At 71.4% G+C, this 14,760-nt stretch carries 10 protein-coding genes; 2 read left to right on the forward strand and 8 right to left on the reverse strand.

The annotated features are described in order from the left end of the window. Positions 1-137 precede the first annotated feature (137 nt). Positions 138-2,969, reverse strand: coding sequence for a putative bifunctional diguanylate cyclase/phosphodiesterase (locus ACH4YL_RS07410; protein WP_398505707.1), 2,832 nt, complete (start codon positions 2,967-2,969; stop codon positions 138-140). 367 nt (positions 2,970-3,336) lie between these two features. Beyond that, a complete protein-coding gene (locus ACH4YL_RS07415) occupies positions 3,337-4,287 on the reverse strand; it encodes a 2-hydroxyacid dehydrogenase (protein WP_398505709.1) in 951 nt (316 codons plus the stop codon). Between the two features lie 154 nt (positions 4,288-4,441). Here ACH4YL_RS07415 and ACH4YL_RS07420 point away from each other — a divergent pair, with 154 nt between their 5' ends. Both ACH4YL_RS07420 and ACH4YL_RS07425 read left to right on the forward strand, forming a co-directional pair. Continuing rightward, entirely contained in the window at positions 4,442-5,491 is a 1,050-nt protein-coding gene (locus tag ACH4YL_RS07420; RefSeq protein ID WP_398505711.1) for an aldo/keto reductase, read from the forward strand. 97 nt (positions 5,492-5,588) lie between these two features. Continuing rightward, the gene (locus ACH4YL_RS07425; protein WP_398505713.1) at positions 5,589-6,755 is read left to right on the forward strand and encodes a PQQ-dependent sugar dehydrogenase; all 1,167 of its coding nucleotides are present in this window, start codon (positions 5,589-5,591) and stop codon (positions 6,753-6,755) included. A 194-nt stretch (positions 6,756-6,949) separates the two neighbouring features. Here the strand turns inward: ACH4YL_RS07425 and ACH4YL_RS07430 are convergent, their stop codons facing one another. From ACH4YL_RS07430 to ACH4YL_RS07455, 6 genes are all read right to left on the reverse strand, one after another. After that, the gene (locus ACH4YL_RS07430) at positions 6,950-10,012 is read right to left on the reverse strand and encodes an AAA family ATPase (protein ID WP_398505715.1); all 3,063 of its coding nucleotides are present in this window, start codon (positions 10,010-10,012) and stop codon (positions 6,950-6,952) included. A gap of 48 nt (positions 10,013-10,060) precedes the next feature. Beyond that, positions 10,061-10,234, reverse strand: coding sequence for a hypothetical protein (locus ACH4YL_RS07435; RefSeq protein ID WP_398505717.1), 174 nt, complete (start codon positions 10,232-10,234; stop codon positions 10,061-10,063). Between the two features lie 166 nt (positions 10,235-10,400). Beyond that, on the reverse strand, positions 10,401-11,207 hold the full coding sequence (locus ACH4YL_RS07440; RefSeq protein WP_398505719.1) for a GNAT family N-acetyltransferase: 807 nt from the start codon (positions 11,205-11,207) through the stop codon (positions 10,401-10,403). Positions 11,208-11,313: 106 nt separating this feature from the next. Further along, a complete protein-coding gene (locus ACH4YL_RS07445) occupies positions 11,314-11,865 on the reverse strand; it encodes a hypothetical protein (RefSeq protein WP_398505721.1) in 552 nt (183 codons plus the stop codon). Positions 11,866-11,923: 58 nt separating this feature from the next. After that, the gene (locus ACH4YL_RS07450) at positions 11,924-12,481 is read right to left on the reverse strand and encodes a GNAT family N-acetyltransferase (protein WP_398505723.1); all 558 of its coding nucleotides are present in this window, start codon (positions 12,479-12,481) and stop codon (positions 11,924-11,926) included. Positions 12,482-12,509: 28 nt separating this feature from the next. Then, positions 12,510-14,714, reverse strand: a complete 2,205-nt coding sequence (locus tag ACH4YL_RS07455; RefSeq protein WP_398505725.1) for an MMPL family transporter — start codon at positions 14,712-14,714, stop codon at positions 12,510-12,512. Positions 14,715-14,760: the final 46 nt, after the last annotated feature.

Below are 14,760 nucleotides of genomic sequence, written 5' to 3' on the forward strand. Positions count from 1 at the left end.
GCCGTGAGGCAAGCGAGGGGAGCGCGTCGGGAGGGGTCTGCAGGGCCTTTGTGCGGCCCTGCTCAGCCGACGCGCGTTCCAAGTACGAGAATTCGGGTGCGCATGGCACAGACCCTCCCCCCGGCGCGCCACCACTGTCAAGTGGGTGGGACGCGCGTCTCATTATTTGAGCCGTTACGGGCGGCACACACACCTCCCGTCAGCACGGGCAACGCGATTCCGCCGGGCACCGGGAACTCGTCACGGACCAGCGCCCGCCGCAGCCGGTACTCGTCCAGCGCTCCGGAGAAGGCCATGCCCTGGCCGTGCGTACAGCCCATGGCGCGCAGCGCGAGCACCTGCTCCGGCACATCCACACCGTCGGCGACCGACTGCATGCCCAAGTCGCAGGCGATACGGAGCAGCCCGCTGGTGATCTTGTGCAGCCTGGCCGACTCCACGACGCCTTCGACCAGACCGCGGTCGAGCTTCAGTACGTCGACCGGGAGCCTGCGCAGCGCGTTGATCGCGGCGTAGCCACTGCCGAAGCCGTCGAGAGCGATCTTCACTCCCAGCCTGCGCAGCGCGACGAGGCGCTGCTCGAGCTCGTCGAAGGAGATCCGCGGGTCACTGTCGGCCAGCTCGATGATCAGCGCTCCGGACGGCAGCTCGTGCCGGGTGAGCAGTGCCTCGATCGAACCGAGCGGCATCGACTTGTCGAGCAGTCGACGGGCGGAGAGGCGGACCGAGACCGGCACGCTGTGGCCCAGCCTGCTGCGCTCGGCCGCCTGCTCCACGGCCTCCTCGAGCAGCCACCGGCCGAGTTCGGCCGTGCGGGGGCCCTCCTGGGACTCCGCGTTGTCCGCGACCCGCAGGAACTCGGCGGGCGTGAACAGGATGCCCTGGGCCGAGCGCCAGCGGGCCTGGGCGGCCACGGCGGCGATCCGGCCGGTGGACAGGCTCACCACGGGCTGGTGCAGCAGCGCGAACTCGCCTTCGTGCAGCGCGCTGCGCAGCCGGGCCGCGAGCTCGGTGCGGCGCACCACATCGGCCTGCATCTGCGGTGCGTACAGCTCGACGCGGTTCTTGCCGGCGGCCTTCGCGCGGTACATCGCGAGGTCGGCGTTGCGCATCAGCGCGTTGGGGCTGATCGAAGGCTCGGCGAAGGCCACACCGATCGACGCGGCCACGCGCACCTCATGGCCGTCGATGCGGTACGGCTGGGAGAGGGTCAGGCGCAGCCGGTCGGCGATCTCGTGGACCTGGTACTCGCGGGCGGACCGGTCGCGGCCGCCGTCGCCGAGGATCAGGGCCGCGAACTCGTCGCCGCCGAGCCGGGCGGCGGTGTCCCCGGACCGTACGGAATCGGCCAGCCGGCGGGCCGCCTGAATCAGCAGTTCGTCGCCGACCTGGTGGCCGAGCCGGTCGTTGACGCCCTTGAAGCCGTCGAGGTCGATGAAGAGCACGGCGGTGCCGGGATCGCCCGCGCGACGCCCGGTGAGCGCCTGGCGGACGCGCTCGGTGAACAGGGCGCGGTTGGGCAGGTCGGTGAGCGGGTCGTGCTCGGCGTTGTGCTGCAACTGTGCCTGCAGCCGCACCCGTTCGGTGACATCGCGGCTGTTGAAGATCAGCCCGCCCTGGTGGCGCTTGACGGTGGACTCCACATTGAGCCAGTCACCGCTGCCCGACTTGAAGCGGCACTCGATCCTGGTGGTCGGCTCCTCGGCGGGACGGGCGGCCAGAAACCGGCGCACCTCGTGGACGACTCGGCCGAGGTCCTCGGAATGGATGAGAGAGGCCAGCTCGGAGCCGATGAGCTCTTCGGCCTCGCGGCCGTAGACACCGGCTGCGGCGGGGCTGACGTAGCGCAGTATCCCGGTCGGCGCGGCGATCATGATGACATCGCTGGAGCCCTGGACGAGCGAGCGGAAGTGGTTCTCCTTCTGCGCCAGTTCATGGGTGAGGGCGATGTTGTCGAGGAGCATGATGCCCTGCCGCACGACCAGCGCGAGCACGACCGTACAGCCGGTGAGGACGACGACACGGTCCACCCGGCGGCCTTCGACAACGTTGTAGAGGATGCCGAGGGTGCAGACCGCGGCGGCGAGATACGGCGTGAGTGCGGCCAGCGAGCCCGCCACCGGGCGGCTGGTGTGACGCAGTCCGCGCGGGGGTCTGGGTCTGGCGGTGTCGATCGTGTGGCGGGCGCCCCAGGGCGCGTAGGCGAGCAGCAGCGAGCCGGCGAACCAGCCGGCGTCCAGCAGCTGGCCCGAGCGGTAGTTCTCGCGCAGCAGCGGCGAGGTGAACAGCGCGTCGCACAGAACGGTCAGGGCGAGCGCGGCGATGGCGGTGTTGATGGCGGAGCGGTTGGTGGCCGAGCGCCGGAAGTGCAGCGCGAGCACCATGCTGACCAGCACGATGTCCAGCAGCGGATAGGCGAGCGACAGCGCCGCCGGGGCCACGCGCGCGCCCTGCGCGTGCGCCGTGTGGGCGAGCGCCAGACTCCAGGAGAGGGTGAGCAGCGAGCCGCCGATCAGCCAGGCGTCGAGGGCGAGGCAGACCCAACCGGCCCTGGTGACCGGGCGTTTGGCGAGGACGAGGAGGCCGATGATCGCGGGCGGGGCGAAGCAGAGGAAGAACAGGTCGGCGACGGAGGGACTGGGCACCTCACGGTGCAGCACCACCTCGTACCAGCCCCAGATGGAGTTGCCGACCGAGGCCATCGCGGAGGAGAGGGCGAACAGGAGCCAGGCGGGGCGAAAACGGCTCTTGCCGGAGCGCGCGTAGAGGAAGCAGGAGACTGCGGCGACCCCCGCGGCGGCGCTCAGGCCGAAGTCGCCCATGATCAGGGCCAGTTCCGGCGAGCCCCAGCCGAGGGACGCGCCGACGCCGTACGCGGCGATGACGCCGGCCAGCAGGAGTCGGGAGCGCAGCCCGGCGCCGCTGTCGGATACCGCCTGGCGGGCCATGAGCGCTCCCTGGGCGCTCACCGGGGCACCTCGCGCAGCATCGGCATCGGATCTCCGCGGCGCCTCGGCACCCGGTTCGAGCCCGGGTTCGCCGCCCGGCAGGGAACCCGGTTCGGAGCACGCGAGGGTCGTCGTCGGCGCCCCCGCCGCGTCGGATCGTTCGTCCATAGGCAGTGCATCGCCCGTCGCCCCCCTCGAAGTCTGATCGGCAGTCAGGTCGCGTCACCGCACCGCCCCTTGCCCGGCGCAGCCCCCAAGTCGGGACGATACACCAGGATCGTCACTCAGGGACATAGCCCCTCTACGCACAGTGACCGACCTCGATATCATCTGTACTCACTGCAATAAGGCGACTTCACACAGTGCTTTCACAGTGGAGGAGCTGCGGTTATTCAGTGGTGAGCACGACGTTGCGCAGGGGCTCGCCTGCGGCGAACCGGGTGAGCTGGGCGGCGAGCAGCCGCTTGGCGCGCGGCAGGAACGCCGATGTGGAGCCCCCGACATGAGGACTGATGAGTACGCCCGGAGCGTGCCACAGCGGGTGGCCCGCAGGCAGCGGCTCCGGGTGGGTGACATCGAGCGCGGCGGTCAGACGTCCGCTCTCGACCTCGGAGAGCAGCGCCTCGGTGTCGACGACCGGGCCGCGCGCCACATTCACCAGAAGCGCGCCTTCCTTCATCCGGCTCAGGAACTCCGCGTTCACCAGGCCCTTCGTCTGCCCGGTGAGCGGCGTGGAAAGGATCACGACATCGGCGTCCGGGAGCAGGGCGGGCAGTTCGGTGAGTGCGCGCACTGCGCCGCGCTCCGTTGCACGCGCAGAGCGCGCGACGCGCGCCACCCGCGCGCACTCGAACGGCGCGAGCCGGTCCTCGATGGCCTCGCCGATCGACCCGTAACCGATGATCAGCACCGACTTGTCGGCGAGCGCCGGGTAGAAACCGCCCCGCCATTCCTCCTTGTCCTGGCCGTGCACGAAGCGCGGAATGCCGCGCAGCGAGGCGAGGATCAGGGCAAGCGTGAGCTCGGCGGTCGATGCCTCGTGGACTCCCTTGGCATTGCACAGGCGTACGCCGGCGGGCAGCGAGTCGAGGCCCGGCTCGACATGGTCAATGCCGGCGGAGAGGGTCTGGACAACCTGCACAGAGGTCAGCGCGGCCAGCGGGCGGACGGCAACCTCCATGCCCTTCAGATACGGGACGGTGTAGAAGGCGCAGTCGGTGGGGTCGGCGGGAAAGTCGGGACCGCCGTCCCAGAAGCGGTAGTTGAGACCCGATTCGGCGGGCGCGGGAAGGCCGTCGATCTCGTCGGCCGGAATGGGGAGCCACACGTCTGCAGTCATGGTCAGGAGGCTAATAGCCACGAGGCTGAACGCGGGTGGGTGGCGCGGATTGGTTAGTTTGAGCTGCGGCCGAGCGCCTTTCTTTCGGATCACCCCGGCAAGATCCGGAAGGAGGGCCTGGCGAAGGACGTCGCGGCGAGGAGAGGTACGGCAGGTGGAGCGCAGGACAATCGGTGCGGCGGCTCTGGCGGTGGGCGCGGTCGGGCTCGGCTGCATGCCGATGAGCTGGGCGTACAGCAGCTCCCAGCAGCGCGGCGACCGGTCGCTGCGGGCGGTGCACGCGGCGCTGGACGCCGGGGTGACGCTGCTCGACACGGCTGACATGTACGGGCCGTTCACCAATGAACTGCTGGTCGGACGGGCGCTGAAGGAGCGCCGCCGGGAGGCGTTCGTGTCGACGAAGGTCGGGCTGCTCGTCGGTGATCAGCATGTGGTCGCCAACGGGCGTCCGGGATACGTGAGGCGGGCCTGCGACGCGTCGCTGCGGCGGCTGCAGACCGATGTGATCGACCTCTATCAGCTGCACCGCGCCGATCCCGAGGTGCCGGTCGAGGAGACCTGGGGCGCGATGGCGGAGCTGGTCGGCGCCGGGAAGGTGCGGGCGCTGGGGCTGTGCGCGGTGGGGGCGCGTGGGGCGGGGGCGGCGGGGGCCCGTGCCTTCCGGCGCGGTCGGCCGGATGCCTTGGAGCTGCCGGATCCGCCGGATCTGTATGACGGAACGATCCGGCAGCTGGAGCGGGTGCAGCAGGTGTTCCCGGTGAGCGCGGTGCAGGCGGAGCTCTCGGCGTGGTCGCCGAAGGCGCTGGAGCGGCTGCTGCCGTGGTGCGAGTCCCGAGGCGTGGGCTTTCTGGCGGCGATGCCGCTGGGGAACGGGTTTCTCACCGGGACGCTGACGCCTGGGCAGGGTTTCGAGCCGGACGACGTACGGGCGCGGCATCCGCGGTTCACGGCCGAGATGATGGCGGCGAACCAGCCGGTGGTGGCCGGCCTGCGGCGGATCGCGGAACGGCACGGCCCGGGGATCACTCCCGGGCTGGTGGCGCTGGCGTGGGTGCTGGGACAGGGACGGCATGTGGTGGCGGTGCCGGGCACCAAGCGCGAGGAGTGGGCGGTGGAGAACGCGGGGGCGGCGAAGCTGACGCTGACCGGACGGGATCTGGCTGAGATTGCGGGCCTGCCCGCGGCGCGGGGATCGTGGGACTGAAGGGAACCCGATTCGGAAGATCGGGAACCTGAGCGGGGCGAGCGGTGTAGGAACAGTAGTAAGGCAGCTCAAGCCGCCCGTCGAAGGGATCAGAACTGTGCAACGTCCTGCTGTGACGGCCGTGCTGGCCGCTGCCCTGCTTCTGTTCGGTGCCGGGTGCTCGTCCGGTGACGGCAAGGAGCCCGTCGGACAGAAGGCGCCGACGACCACTGCCCCGGGTCCGTCCGGCACCGGCGCAAACGGCTCACCGAGCCCCACCGGTCCACCCGCCAAGGGCTCAGTGAAGGTCGTGTCCACGCTCACCGAGGGCCTGAAGTCTCCCTGGGGTGTCGCCGCGCTGCCCGACGGCGATCTGCTGGTCGCCTCGCGCGACGAGGGGACGATCACCCGCATCGACGCGGAGAACGGCAAGAAGACGGAGATCGGCTCGGTGCCGGGAGTCTCACCGGGCGGCGAGGGCGGACTGCTGGGCCTCGCCATCTCGCCGGACTTCGCCTCCGACCGCCAGGTGTACGCGTACTTCACCACCGAGTCGGACAACCGCATCGCGCGCATGCTGTACGACGAACAGAAGCCGGCGGGCCAGCAACTGGGCGCGCCGGACACGATCCTGCGGGACATCCCCAAGGGCGTGATCCACAACGGCGGGCGGATCGCGTTCGGCCCGGACAAGATGCTCTACGCGGGCACGGGCGAGACGGGTGACACAGGGCTGGCCCAGGACAGGAAGTCGCTGGGCGGCAAGATCCTGCGGATGACGCCGGACGGCCAGCCGGTGCACGGCAATCCCGATGCCGACTCGATCGTCTACTCATGGGGCCACCGCAATGTGCAGGGCCTGGCCTGGGATTCCGAAAAGCGGCTCTGGGCCGCGGAGTTCGGCCAGAACACCTGGGACGAGCTCAATCTGATCGAGCCGGGGAAGAACTACGGCTGGCCACAGGTCGAGGGCAAGGGCGGCAAGTCCGGCTTCGTGGACCCGGTGGCCCAGTGGACGACGGCGGAAGCCTCACCGAGCGGCATCGCCTACGCGGCGGGCTCGATCTGGATGGCGGGCCTGCGGGGCGAACGCCTCTGGCGCATCCCGCTCTCGGGCACGGCCCCGTTGGCGGAGCCCCAGTCGTTCCTCGCGGACAAGCACGGCCGCCTGCGCACGGTGCTGTCGGCAGGCGGCTCGAAGCTCTGGCTCGTCACAAGCGAAACGGACAACCGGGGAACGCCGGAGTCGGGCGACGACAAGATCCTCGAACTGGAGGTGAAGTAACGGGCGTAGGACCGGGTGGGGGCACGGCGCCGGGCGGGCGGTGGGGGCCTGCCCGGAGGCGAGGAGCCCGGTCCAGGGCGGACCCGGGCCGGCGCTCAGCCGCGGCCGGGGTCAGCCGACTCGGAGGCGACCCGCACCGGAGTTCAGCCGGGGCCGAGGCGAAGCCCGGACCGCGGCTCAGCTCGGCCCGGGCCTCAGGCCGATATCTGTTCGCCCCCGGACGGGAACAGCCGCAGGCGATGCGCCAGTGCCGCCGCCTCGCCGCGGCCCGAGACGCCGAGCTTCGCCAGGATGTTGGAGACATGGACGCTCGCCGTCTTGGGCGAGATGTAGAGCTCCTCGGCTATCTGCCGGTTGCTGCGGCCCGCGGCGACCAGCCGCAGGACGTCCTCCTCGCGGGGAGTCAGCCCGAGCACCGGCCCGGAGTCGGCCGCGGCCGGCTCCCCCGTCGGCTCGTCCACCAGCGAAACCCGCGCACGCTGTGCGAGGAGCGCGATGTCCTCGGACAGCGGACGCGCCCCCAGGCCCCCAGCCGTCTCCGCGGCCTGGCGCAGCAGCTCCGCCGCGCGCGCACGGTCCGACGGAAGGAGCGCCTCCGCCCAGCGGAGCCGGATCCTCGCCAGATCGTAGGGAAGGTCCAACGCCTCGAACGCCCCGCCGACCTCCGCCCAGTCGGCGACCGTGTCCTGGCCTTCCGCGCGCCGCAGTTCGGCCCGGACCCAGCGCTCGTGCGCCAGCCACACCGGCACCGCGGTGACCAGCCGTCCGGCCGCCTTGCGGATGCGCTCGAGTGCCTCCGCGCGGCCCGGGTCCGCGGCAGGCAGACCGCGGGTGTCGGCCTCCAGCGTGGCCGCGGCCCGAAGCAGCGGCCAGGCGAACCGCTGGGTGCCGGGCGGGAAGCCGGCCGTCGCGACGCGTTCGAACGTCGTCCTGGCCTCCAGCACCCGCCCCTGTGCCGCGTCGATGCTGAGCGCGATGCTGTCCAGCGGCAGGGAGCTCTGCGGCATCGGGTCCTTGCACCCGAAGTGCGTGTGGGCCGCCGCCAGATACTCCGCCGCCTTCGCCGTGTCGCCGCGCTCGAGCGCCACCGTGGCGAGCCGGGTGGCCGCATAGCCCAGCGGCTTGGGACTCAGCCCGATCCGCAGCGCCCGCTCCGCCGCCCTGAGCGTCTCGTCCCAGTGCCCGAGCGAGTGGTACGACTCGGCGAGGTTGCCCAGCATCCAGCCCTCGGTGTCCAACAGGCCGTACTTGCGGGAGAGTTCGATGCCTTCGGCGAGGACGTCCACGGCCTCCTGCGAACGGCCGATGCCTTCGAGCACGGACGGCAGGTTCACATGCGTGCGGCTCACCAGCGACGGCAGGTCGAGGACGACGGCCCGCTCCTTGACGGCGTACATCTCCGTGAGCCCGGCGTCGACCTGGCCCGCGTCGACCAGAAGGCCGCCGAGGGTGAGGCGGGCGCGCAGTTCGTTGTCCTCCTCGCCGACCATCCGGGCGTACTCGACGGCTCGCTCGGCGGTCGCCAGGCTCTCCGGACCGGGTGCGTGGATCATGCCCCACACGGCCGCTTCGGCGAGCACCTCCGCGTGCACGGCGGACGGCGGCAGTCCGCGCACCAGCTCCTGGGCCTCCGCGAGTTCCGCCCAGCCGTCGCCGCGGCCCAGCGAGGAGACCAGCCGGGAACGCTGGACGGCGAACCAGGCGCTGCGGAGCGGGTCCTCCTCCTCCGCCGCCAGCCGCTGACCGCGCTTGGTGATCTTCAGCGCCCGTTCCCGCTCGCCGCAGAGGCGGCCCGCGACGGACGCCTCGGCCATCACGTCGAGGAAGCGCAACGGCGTGGTGGCGGGGTCGCAGCCGCACGGCGGGTACGCCTCCGCGTAGTCGAGGGGCCGCAGTGCCGACCGCGTGTCGTCGGGTGCGCTGTCCCACAGCTCCATCGCCCGCTCCAGCAGGCGCAGTTGCTCGGAGTAGGCGTGCCGGCGACGGGCTTCGACCGCGGCGCTCAGCACGGCGGGCAGGGCCTTGGCCGGATCGTGCGCCTGGTACCAGTAGCTGGCGAGCCGCATGGCCCGCTCCTCGTCCCGTACGAGCGTCGGATCGGCCTCCAGCGCCTCGGCGTACCGCCGGTTGAGCCGGGAGCGCTCGCCGGGCAGCAGATCGTCGCTGACTGCCTCGCGCGCCAGGGAGTGCCGGAAGCGGTATCCGTCGCCGTCCGGCGTGGCCTGCAGGATGTTGGCGCCGACCGCGGCCCGCAGCGCCTCGATGAGGTCGTCCTCGGACAGCCGGGCGACGGCGAGCAGCAGCCCGTACTCCACGGTCGAGCCGCCCTCGGCGACGATGCGCGCGACCCGTTGGGCGTCCTCGGGCAGGGCCTCGATCCGTACGAGCAGGATGTCGCGCAGGGAGTCGGTCAGTCCGCTGGGGCAGTCCTCGGCGATGCTGCGGGCGAGCTCCTCGACGAAGAACGCATTGCCGTCCGAGCGCTCGAAGACGCGGTCCACCAGGGCCGGTTCGGGCTCGACGGCGAGGATCCCGACCAGCTGGCGCTGGACTTCGCCGCGGTTGAACCGGGTCAGTTCGATGCGCTGCACGGTGCGCATCCGGTCGAGCTCCGCGAGGAAAGGCCGCAGCGGATGGCGCCGGTGCACGTCGTCGGAGCGGTAGGTCGCGATCACCACGAGCCGGCCGCGGCGCAGCGTGCGGAAGAGGTAGGCGAGCAGATGGCGCGTGGACGCGTCCGCCCAGTGCATGTCCTCCAGGACCAGGACGACCGTGCGGTCCATGGCGATCCGCTCCAGCAGCCGCGCGGTCAGCTCGAAGAGGCGCGCCATGCTCTCCTCGTCGTGCCGGCCCTGCGGGCTGCGGTGCCGCTCCCCGAGCTCGGGCAGCAGCCGGGCCAGCTCGTCCTCCTGGCCCGCCGCGGCCGCGGCAAGCTCCTTGGGCAGCCGGCGGTGGAGCGTGCGCAGCGCCGTCGAGAACGGTGCGAACGGCAGCCCGTCCGCACCGATCTCCACGCATCCGCCGACCGCGACGACGACTTCGCGCCGGCACGCCTGGCCGATCAGCTCCTCGACGAGGCGGGTCTTGCCGACCCCGGCCTCGCCGCCGATGAGCAGCGCCTGCGGCTCTCCTGCGGAACCTTCGGCGGCACGCGCGAGCGCGCCGGTGAGCGCGGAAAGCTCACCGGCGCGTCCTACGAACACCGGACTTACGGACCTGGTCTCCACGTCGCCGAGCATCGCACAGCGGTCTGACATCGGAGCGCCCGCGATTGACATGACGGTCATCACCGGAGGCCCGCCGGCTCAGGCGGCTCGTGCGAAGTGTCCGCCGCGCCTTCTCACCTGCCCCTCTGCGTCATCCTTGGCCGAACGCCGCGCGGCACGACGGGCCTTGCGCGCCTGCCGCACCAGGCGCTCGTGCTCGGCCTCGCGGATCAGCTCGGCCTGGCGCAGGTGGGCGATCTCGTACTCGAACATCTTGTGCTCCCTGGTGTGAGATTCTCCGGCTCTTCTGCCGTGCCTCAAATCTCGTCTCCCAGGGGGGTCCGGCGCATCGGGAGGGTGCCGCATCTTCGCGGCGGCGGGGGCCTTAGACGGGCCGAGTTGCCGCCGATCGGGCCCTAAGGCCCCCGTCACCAGGGCCTTAGGAGGCGTTCGCGGGGGCCGGGACGGAGCTGTGCTCGTAGACGTACGGCGTGGTGGTGGTCAGTGCTCTGAAGCCGAGCCGCTGCAGAATCGGGCGGCTCTGGTCGGAGGCGTCGACCTGCAGGAAGCGGTGGCCGCGCGCGGCGGCCTGCAGGGCCCGGTGCGCGACGAGGGCCCGGTAGATGCCGCGGCCGCGCCATGGTGCGAGCGTGCCGCCGCCCCACAGGCCGGCGAAGTCGGTGCCCGGGTTGAATTCCACCCGGGCCGCGCACACCGGCTGGTCACCGGCGAGCGCCAGCGTCATGGCGATGGAGTCCGGTGCCTCGGCGAGCTGCGCGAGGAGTTGTTCGCGCAGCCGCCCCGCACTCGCGCCGAACGCCTGCTCGTGCACCTCGATCATGAGGTCGACGCCCGTCGGGCCGGTGACCGCTTCGAGCCTTACGCCGTTGGGCAGTTCGACGTCGGTCGGCAGGTCGCGGACGTCGGCGACCATCACGGTCTCCTCGGGCTCCGGGGTGAAGCCCGCCGCGAGCAGCCGCGCGCCGAGGTCGCCGGGCCGGTCGTACGCGTACAGCTTCCACTCGAAGTCCAGCCCGAGTCCGCCGAAGTGCCGCACCTGTTCGGCGATGGCGGCGTCGGCGGTGGCCGCCTCGAGGGCGGACCAGACGACGCCGTTCCAGTCGCCGTCGGCGGCGGTGCGCCGCACCACGCCGCCGACCCGCTCGACCCGCGCTCCCGGTCCGTCGGTGCAGGTCATCCGGCGCATCTGGCGGTCGAAGAGTTCGAGTACCTCGTCACGGTCCATCCGCGCATTGCAGCACCGGGACCGAGACGCACACCAATGGATTTACGGCCCGGCCACCGCGAGCCCGGCAAGATCCGGAAGACCGGCAGGATCCAGACGACAGGCCCTAGGAGCCCGCCGACGGCAGGGACAGGAAGAGATCGAAGTACATGCCGATCGAGAACAGCACTCCGAGCGCGCCGAGCGCGGCTCCGGCCACGGCGAAGGCCCGTACCCAGCCCGGCTGCTGCGGCCGGGTGAGGACAACGAGGCCGACGACGAGCGCGAGAAACGCGAAGACGCCGTTGACCAGGGCGGTGGTATGCCAGGCGTCGCCGTAGATCGCCGAGATCTGCTGGGAGGCGTTGCCGCCCTGGGAGGTCTTGATCTGCCCGATCAGCGTCTGGCGCTCGGAAGCGACCTTGCCGACCCAGCTGCCGCTGAGGGCGACGACGCCGAGCCCGGCCGACACGACGCCGGCCGCGGCCGCACCGAGGCCTGAGGCGACAGGCGTCACCTCGGCGTCCTCCGGCGAGTCCGCCGTGTCTTCGGCGTCGTCGTCGAGGCCGGCTGAGTCCGCGACGTCCTTGTCCGTCGCGGACTCAGCAGGCTCCGCGGGAGTCTTCGCGGCAGGCCCGGTCGTCGCGTCTTTGGTCTCTTCGGTCTCGGTGGGGTTCATGAGCCGCACGCTAGGCGGCCCGTATGAGAGTCCCCTTAACGCCCCGGCCCCGGCCTGATCAGCGCCCCCGCAGCTTGCGCCACTCCGGTGCCAGCATCGACCACATCTCCATGTCGTGCCGTACGCCCCGGTACGGATAGGCCCCCCGCAGGACGCCCTCCTTGGTCATGCCCAGCCGCTGCGCGACCTTGATGCTCGCCGTGTTGCCGGTGGCGGCGATCCACTCGACGCGATGCATCCCGCGCTCCTCGACCGCCCAGTCGATCAGCTCGCTGATGGCCCGGGTCACCAGGCCGCGGCCGGCCGCGGCCGGCTCCAGCCAGCAGCCGACCTCGCAGTACTCCAGCGCGGTGTCGAAGATCCGGAAGAGCACACCGCCGACCAGCGTCCCGTCCAGCCAGATGCCGTAGATCCGCCCGGTGTCCGCGGCCTGCTTGTCGGCGTACGACTTCAGGAAGGCGCGGGCCGATTCGAGGTCGGTGTTGACCGTGGGAAGCCCGACGAACTCGCCGATGTACTCCCGCCCGCGGTCCATGTGGGCGAGGAACTCCTCCGCCCGCCACGGCTCCAGCGGCCGCAGCTCCGCCCCGTCCTCGCCGAGGGGTATCGCGAACATCCTTGGTCCTCCAGCCGGTTACGGCCCGTTAGGGCACGAGCTGCCCGTCCTCGCTCGTGCGCTGCTCAGGGATCTTCGCATGCACGCGGTGCTCGGGGGTCTCGATGCTGATGCGCGGCAGCCGCCGGTCCAGCCAGCGCGGCAGCCACCAGTTCGCGCCGCCCAGCATGTGCATGAGCGCCGGGACCAGCAGCGTACGGAGCACAAAGGCGTCCAGCGCGACGGCCGCCGCCAGCGCGATGCCGAACATCGCGATGACCCGGTCACCGCTGAGCACAAAGGCGAGAAAGACGGAGATCATGATCACGGCGGCGGAGTTGATCACGCGGCTGGTTTCGGCGAGGCCGACGCGTACGGCGCGGCGGTTGTCGCCGGTCTCCAGCCACTCCTCGTACATCCGGCTGACCAGGAAGACCTGGTAGTCCATGGAGAGGCCGAAGAGCACCGAGACCATGATGACCGGCAGGAACGGCTCGATCGGGCCCGCTCTGCCGAGGCCGAGGAGCTCGCTGCCCCAGCCCCACTGGAAGATCGCGACCACGATCCCGAAGGAGGAGGCGACGGCGGCCACATTCATGACGGCGGCCTTCAGCGGGATGCCGATCGAGCGGAAGGCCAGCAGCAGGAGCAGACAGCCGAGCGCGATGACGACGCCGACGAAGAGCGGGAGCTTGCCGATGATGATCTCGGCGAAGTCGTCGTAGCTCGCGGTCACGCCGCCGACATGGACCTGCAGGGAGGTGCCGTCGATCGCGGCGGGCAGGGTGTCGTCGCGCAGCCGGTCGACGAGTTCGCTGGTGGCCTTCGACTGCGGAGCGGAGTCCGGCACGACGGTGAGGACCGCGGTGTCGCCGCTGCCGTTGTACATGACCGGACCGACCGAAGCGATGCCGTCGGCCCCGCGCAGCGCCTCGGGCAGCTTGTCCATCGCGAGCCGGTCGTCGGCTCCGTCGAGTCCCGCGACGAGGGTGAGCGGCCCGTTGACGCCGGGCCCGAAGCCCTCGGCGAGCAGGTCGTACGCCTGGCGGGTGGTGGACGTCGACGCGCCGTTGCCCTGGTCGGAGGTGCCGAGGTGGAGCGAGAACGTCGGCACGGCCAGCACCAGCATGACGACCGCGGCGACGATGCCGAGCAGCTTCGGATGGCGTTCCACGAAGGCGGACCAGCGGGCGGCGAAGCCGGTCGGCAGCTCGGGCTCCGGACCGTGCTCGTCGAGCCGGCGGCGTTCGCGCCGGCTGAGCGCCCGCATGCCGATGAAGGACAGCAGGGCCGGCAGCAGGGTCACCGAGGCGGCGACGGTGAGCACGACGGTGAGGCAGGCGGCGATCGCCACGCCGTTGAGGAAGCCGAGCCGCAGGATGAGCATGCCGAGCAGCGCGATGCAGACCGTCGCGCCCGCGAAGACGACGGCGCGTCCGGTGGTGGCCACGGCGTTCCGGGCGGCTTCTTCGACGGGCAGGCCGCGTCTGAGGCCCTTGCGGTGTCTGGTGACGATGAACAGCGCGTAGTCGATGCCTACGCCGAGCCCGATCAGCAGTCCGAGCATCGGCGCGAAGTCGGCGACGGTCATCACGTGCCCGAGCAGCACGATGCCCGCGTATGCCGTGCCGACGGAGACGAGTGCGGTGGCGATCGGCAGCAGGCTGGCGGCGAGCGAGCCGAAGGCGAGGAAGAGGACGACGCCGGCGACGGCCACGCCGACGATCTCGGCGACATGGCCGCCGGGAGCTTCGGTGAGAGCTATGGCACCGCCGCCGAGCTCGACCTGGACGGCGTCGGTCTGGGCGGCCTCGGCCGTGGCGACGACGGCCTTGATCTGCGCCGTGGGTATGTCGTCGGCCTGGTCGCGGAAGGTGACGGCCGCGAACGCGGTGCGGCCGTCCTCGCTGGTCTGGCCGGTGCCCTCGGTCCCGTAGGGGCTGGTGACGGAGGCGACTCCGTCGAGTTCGGCCACCTCGCCGAGCATCCGGTCCATGCGTTCCCGCACGGCGTCCGCGCGGACGCTGCCGGATTCGGTGTGCCAGACGATGGTGTCGGCATCGCCGCCCTGGCCGTGGAAGCCCTCTTCGAGGAGGGCCGTGGCGCGGCCGGACTCGGTGCCCGGTACCTCGTAGTCGTTGGAGTAGGCGGATCCGGTGACGCCCGCCGCCGCCGCGATGCCTGCGAATGCGAGCAGCCAGAGCAGTACGGCTACGAGTCGGTGCGTGATGCACCAACGGGCGATGGCTGCCAACGAAACTGCTCCCTGGGTGGTTCGTGGATCTTTGATCGGGAACAGC

Origin of the sequence: Streptomyces sp. NPDC020681, from assembly GCF_044334895.1 — a bacterium.
Taxonomy (GTDB): Bacteria; Actinomycetota; Actinomycetes; order Streptomycetales; family Streptomycetaceae; genus Streptomyces.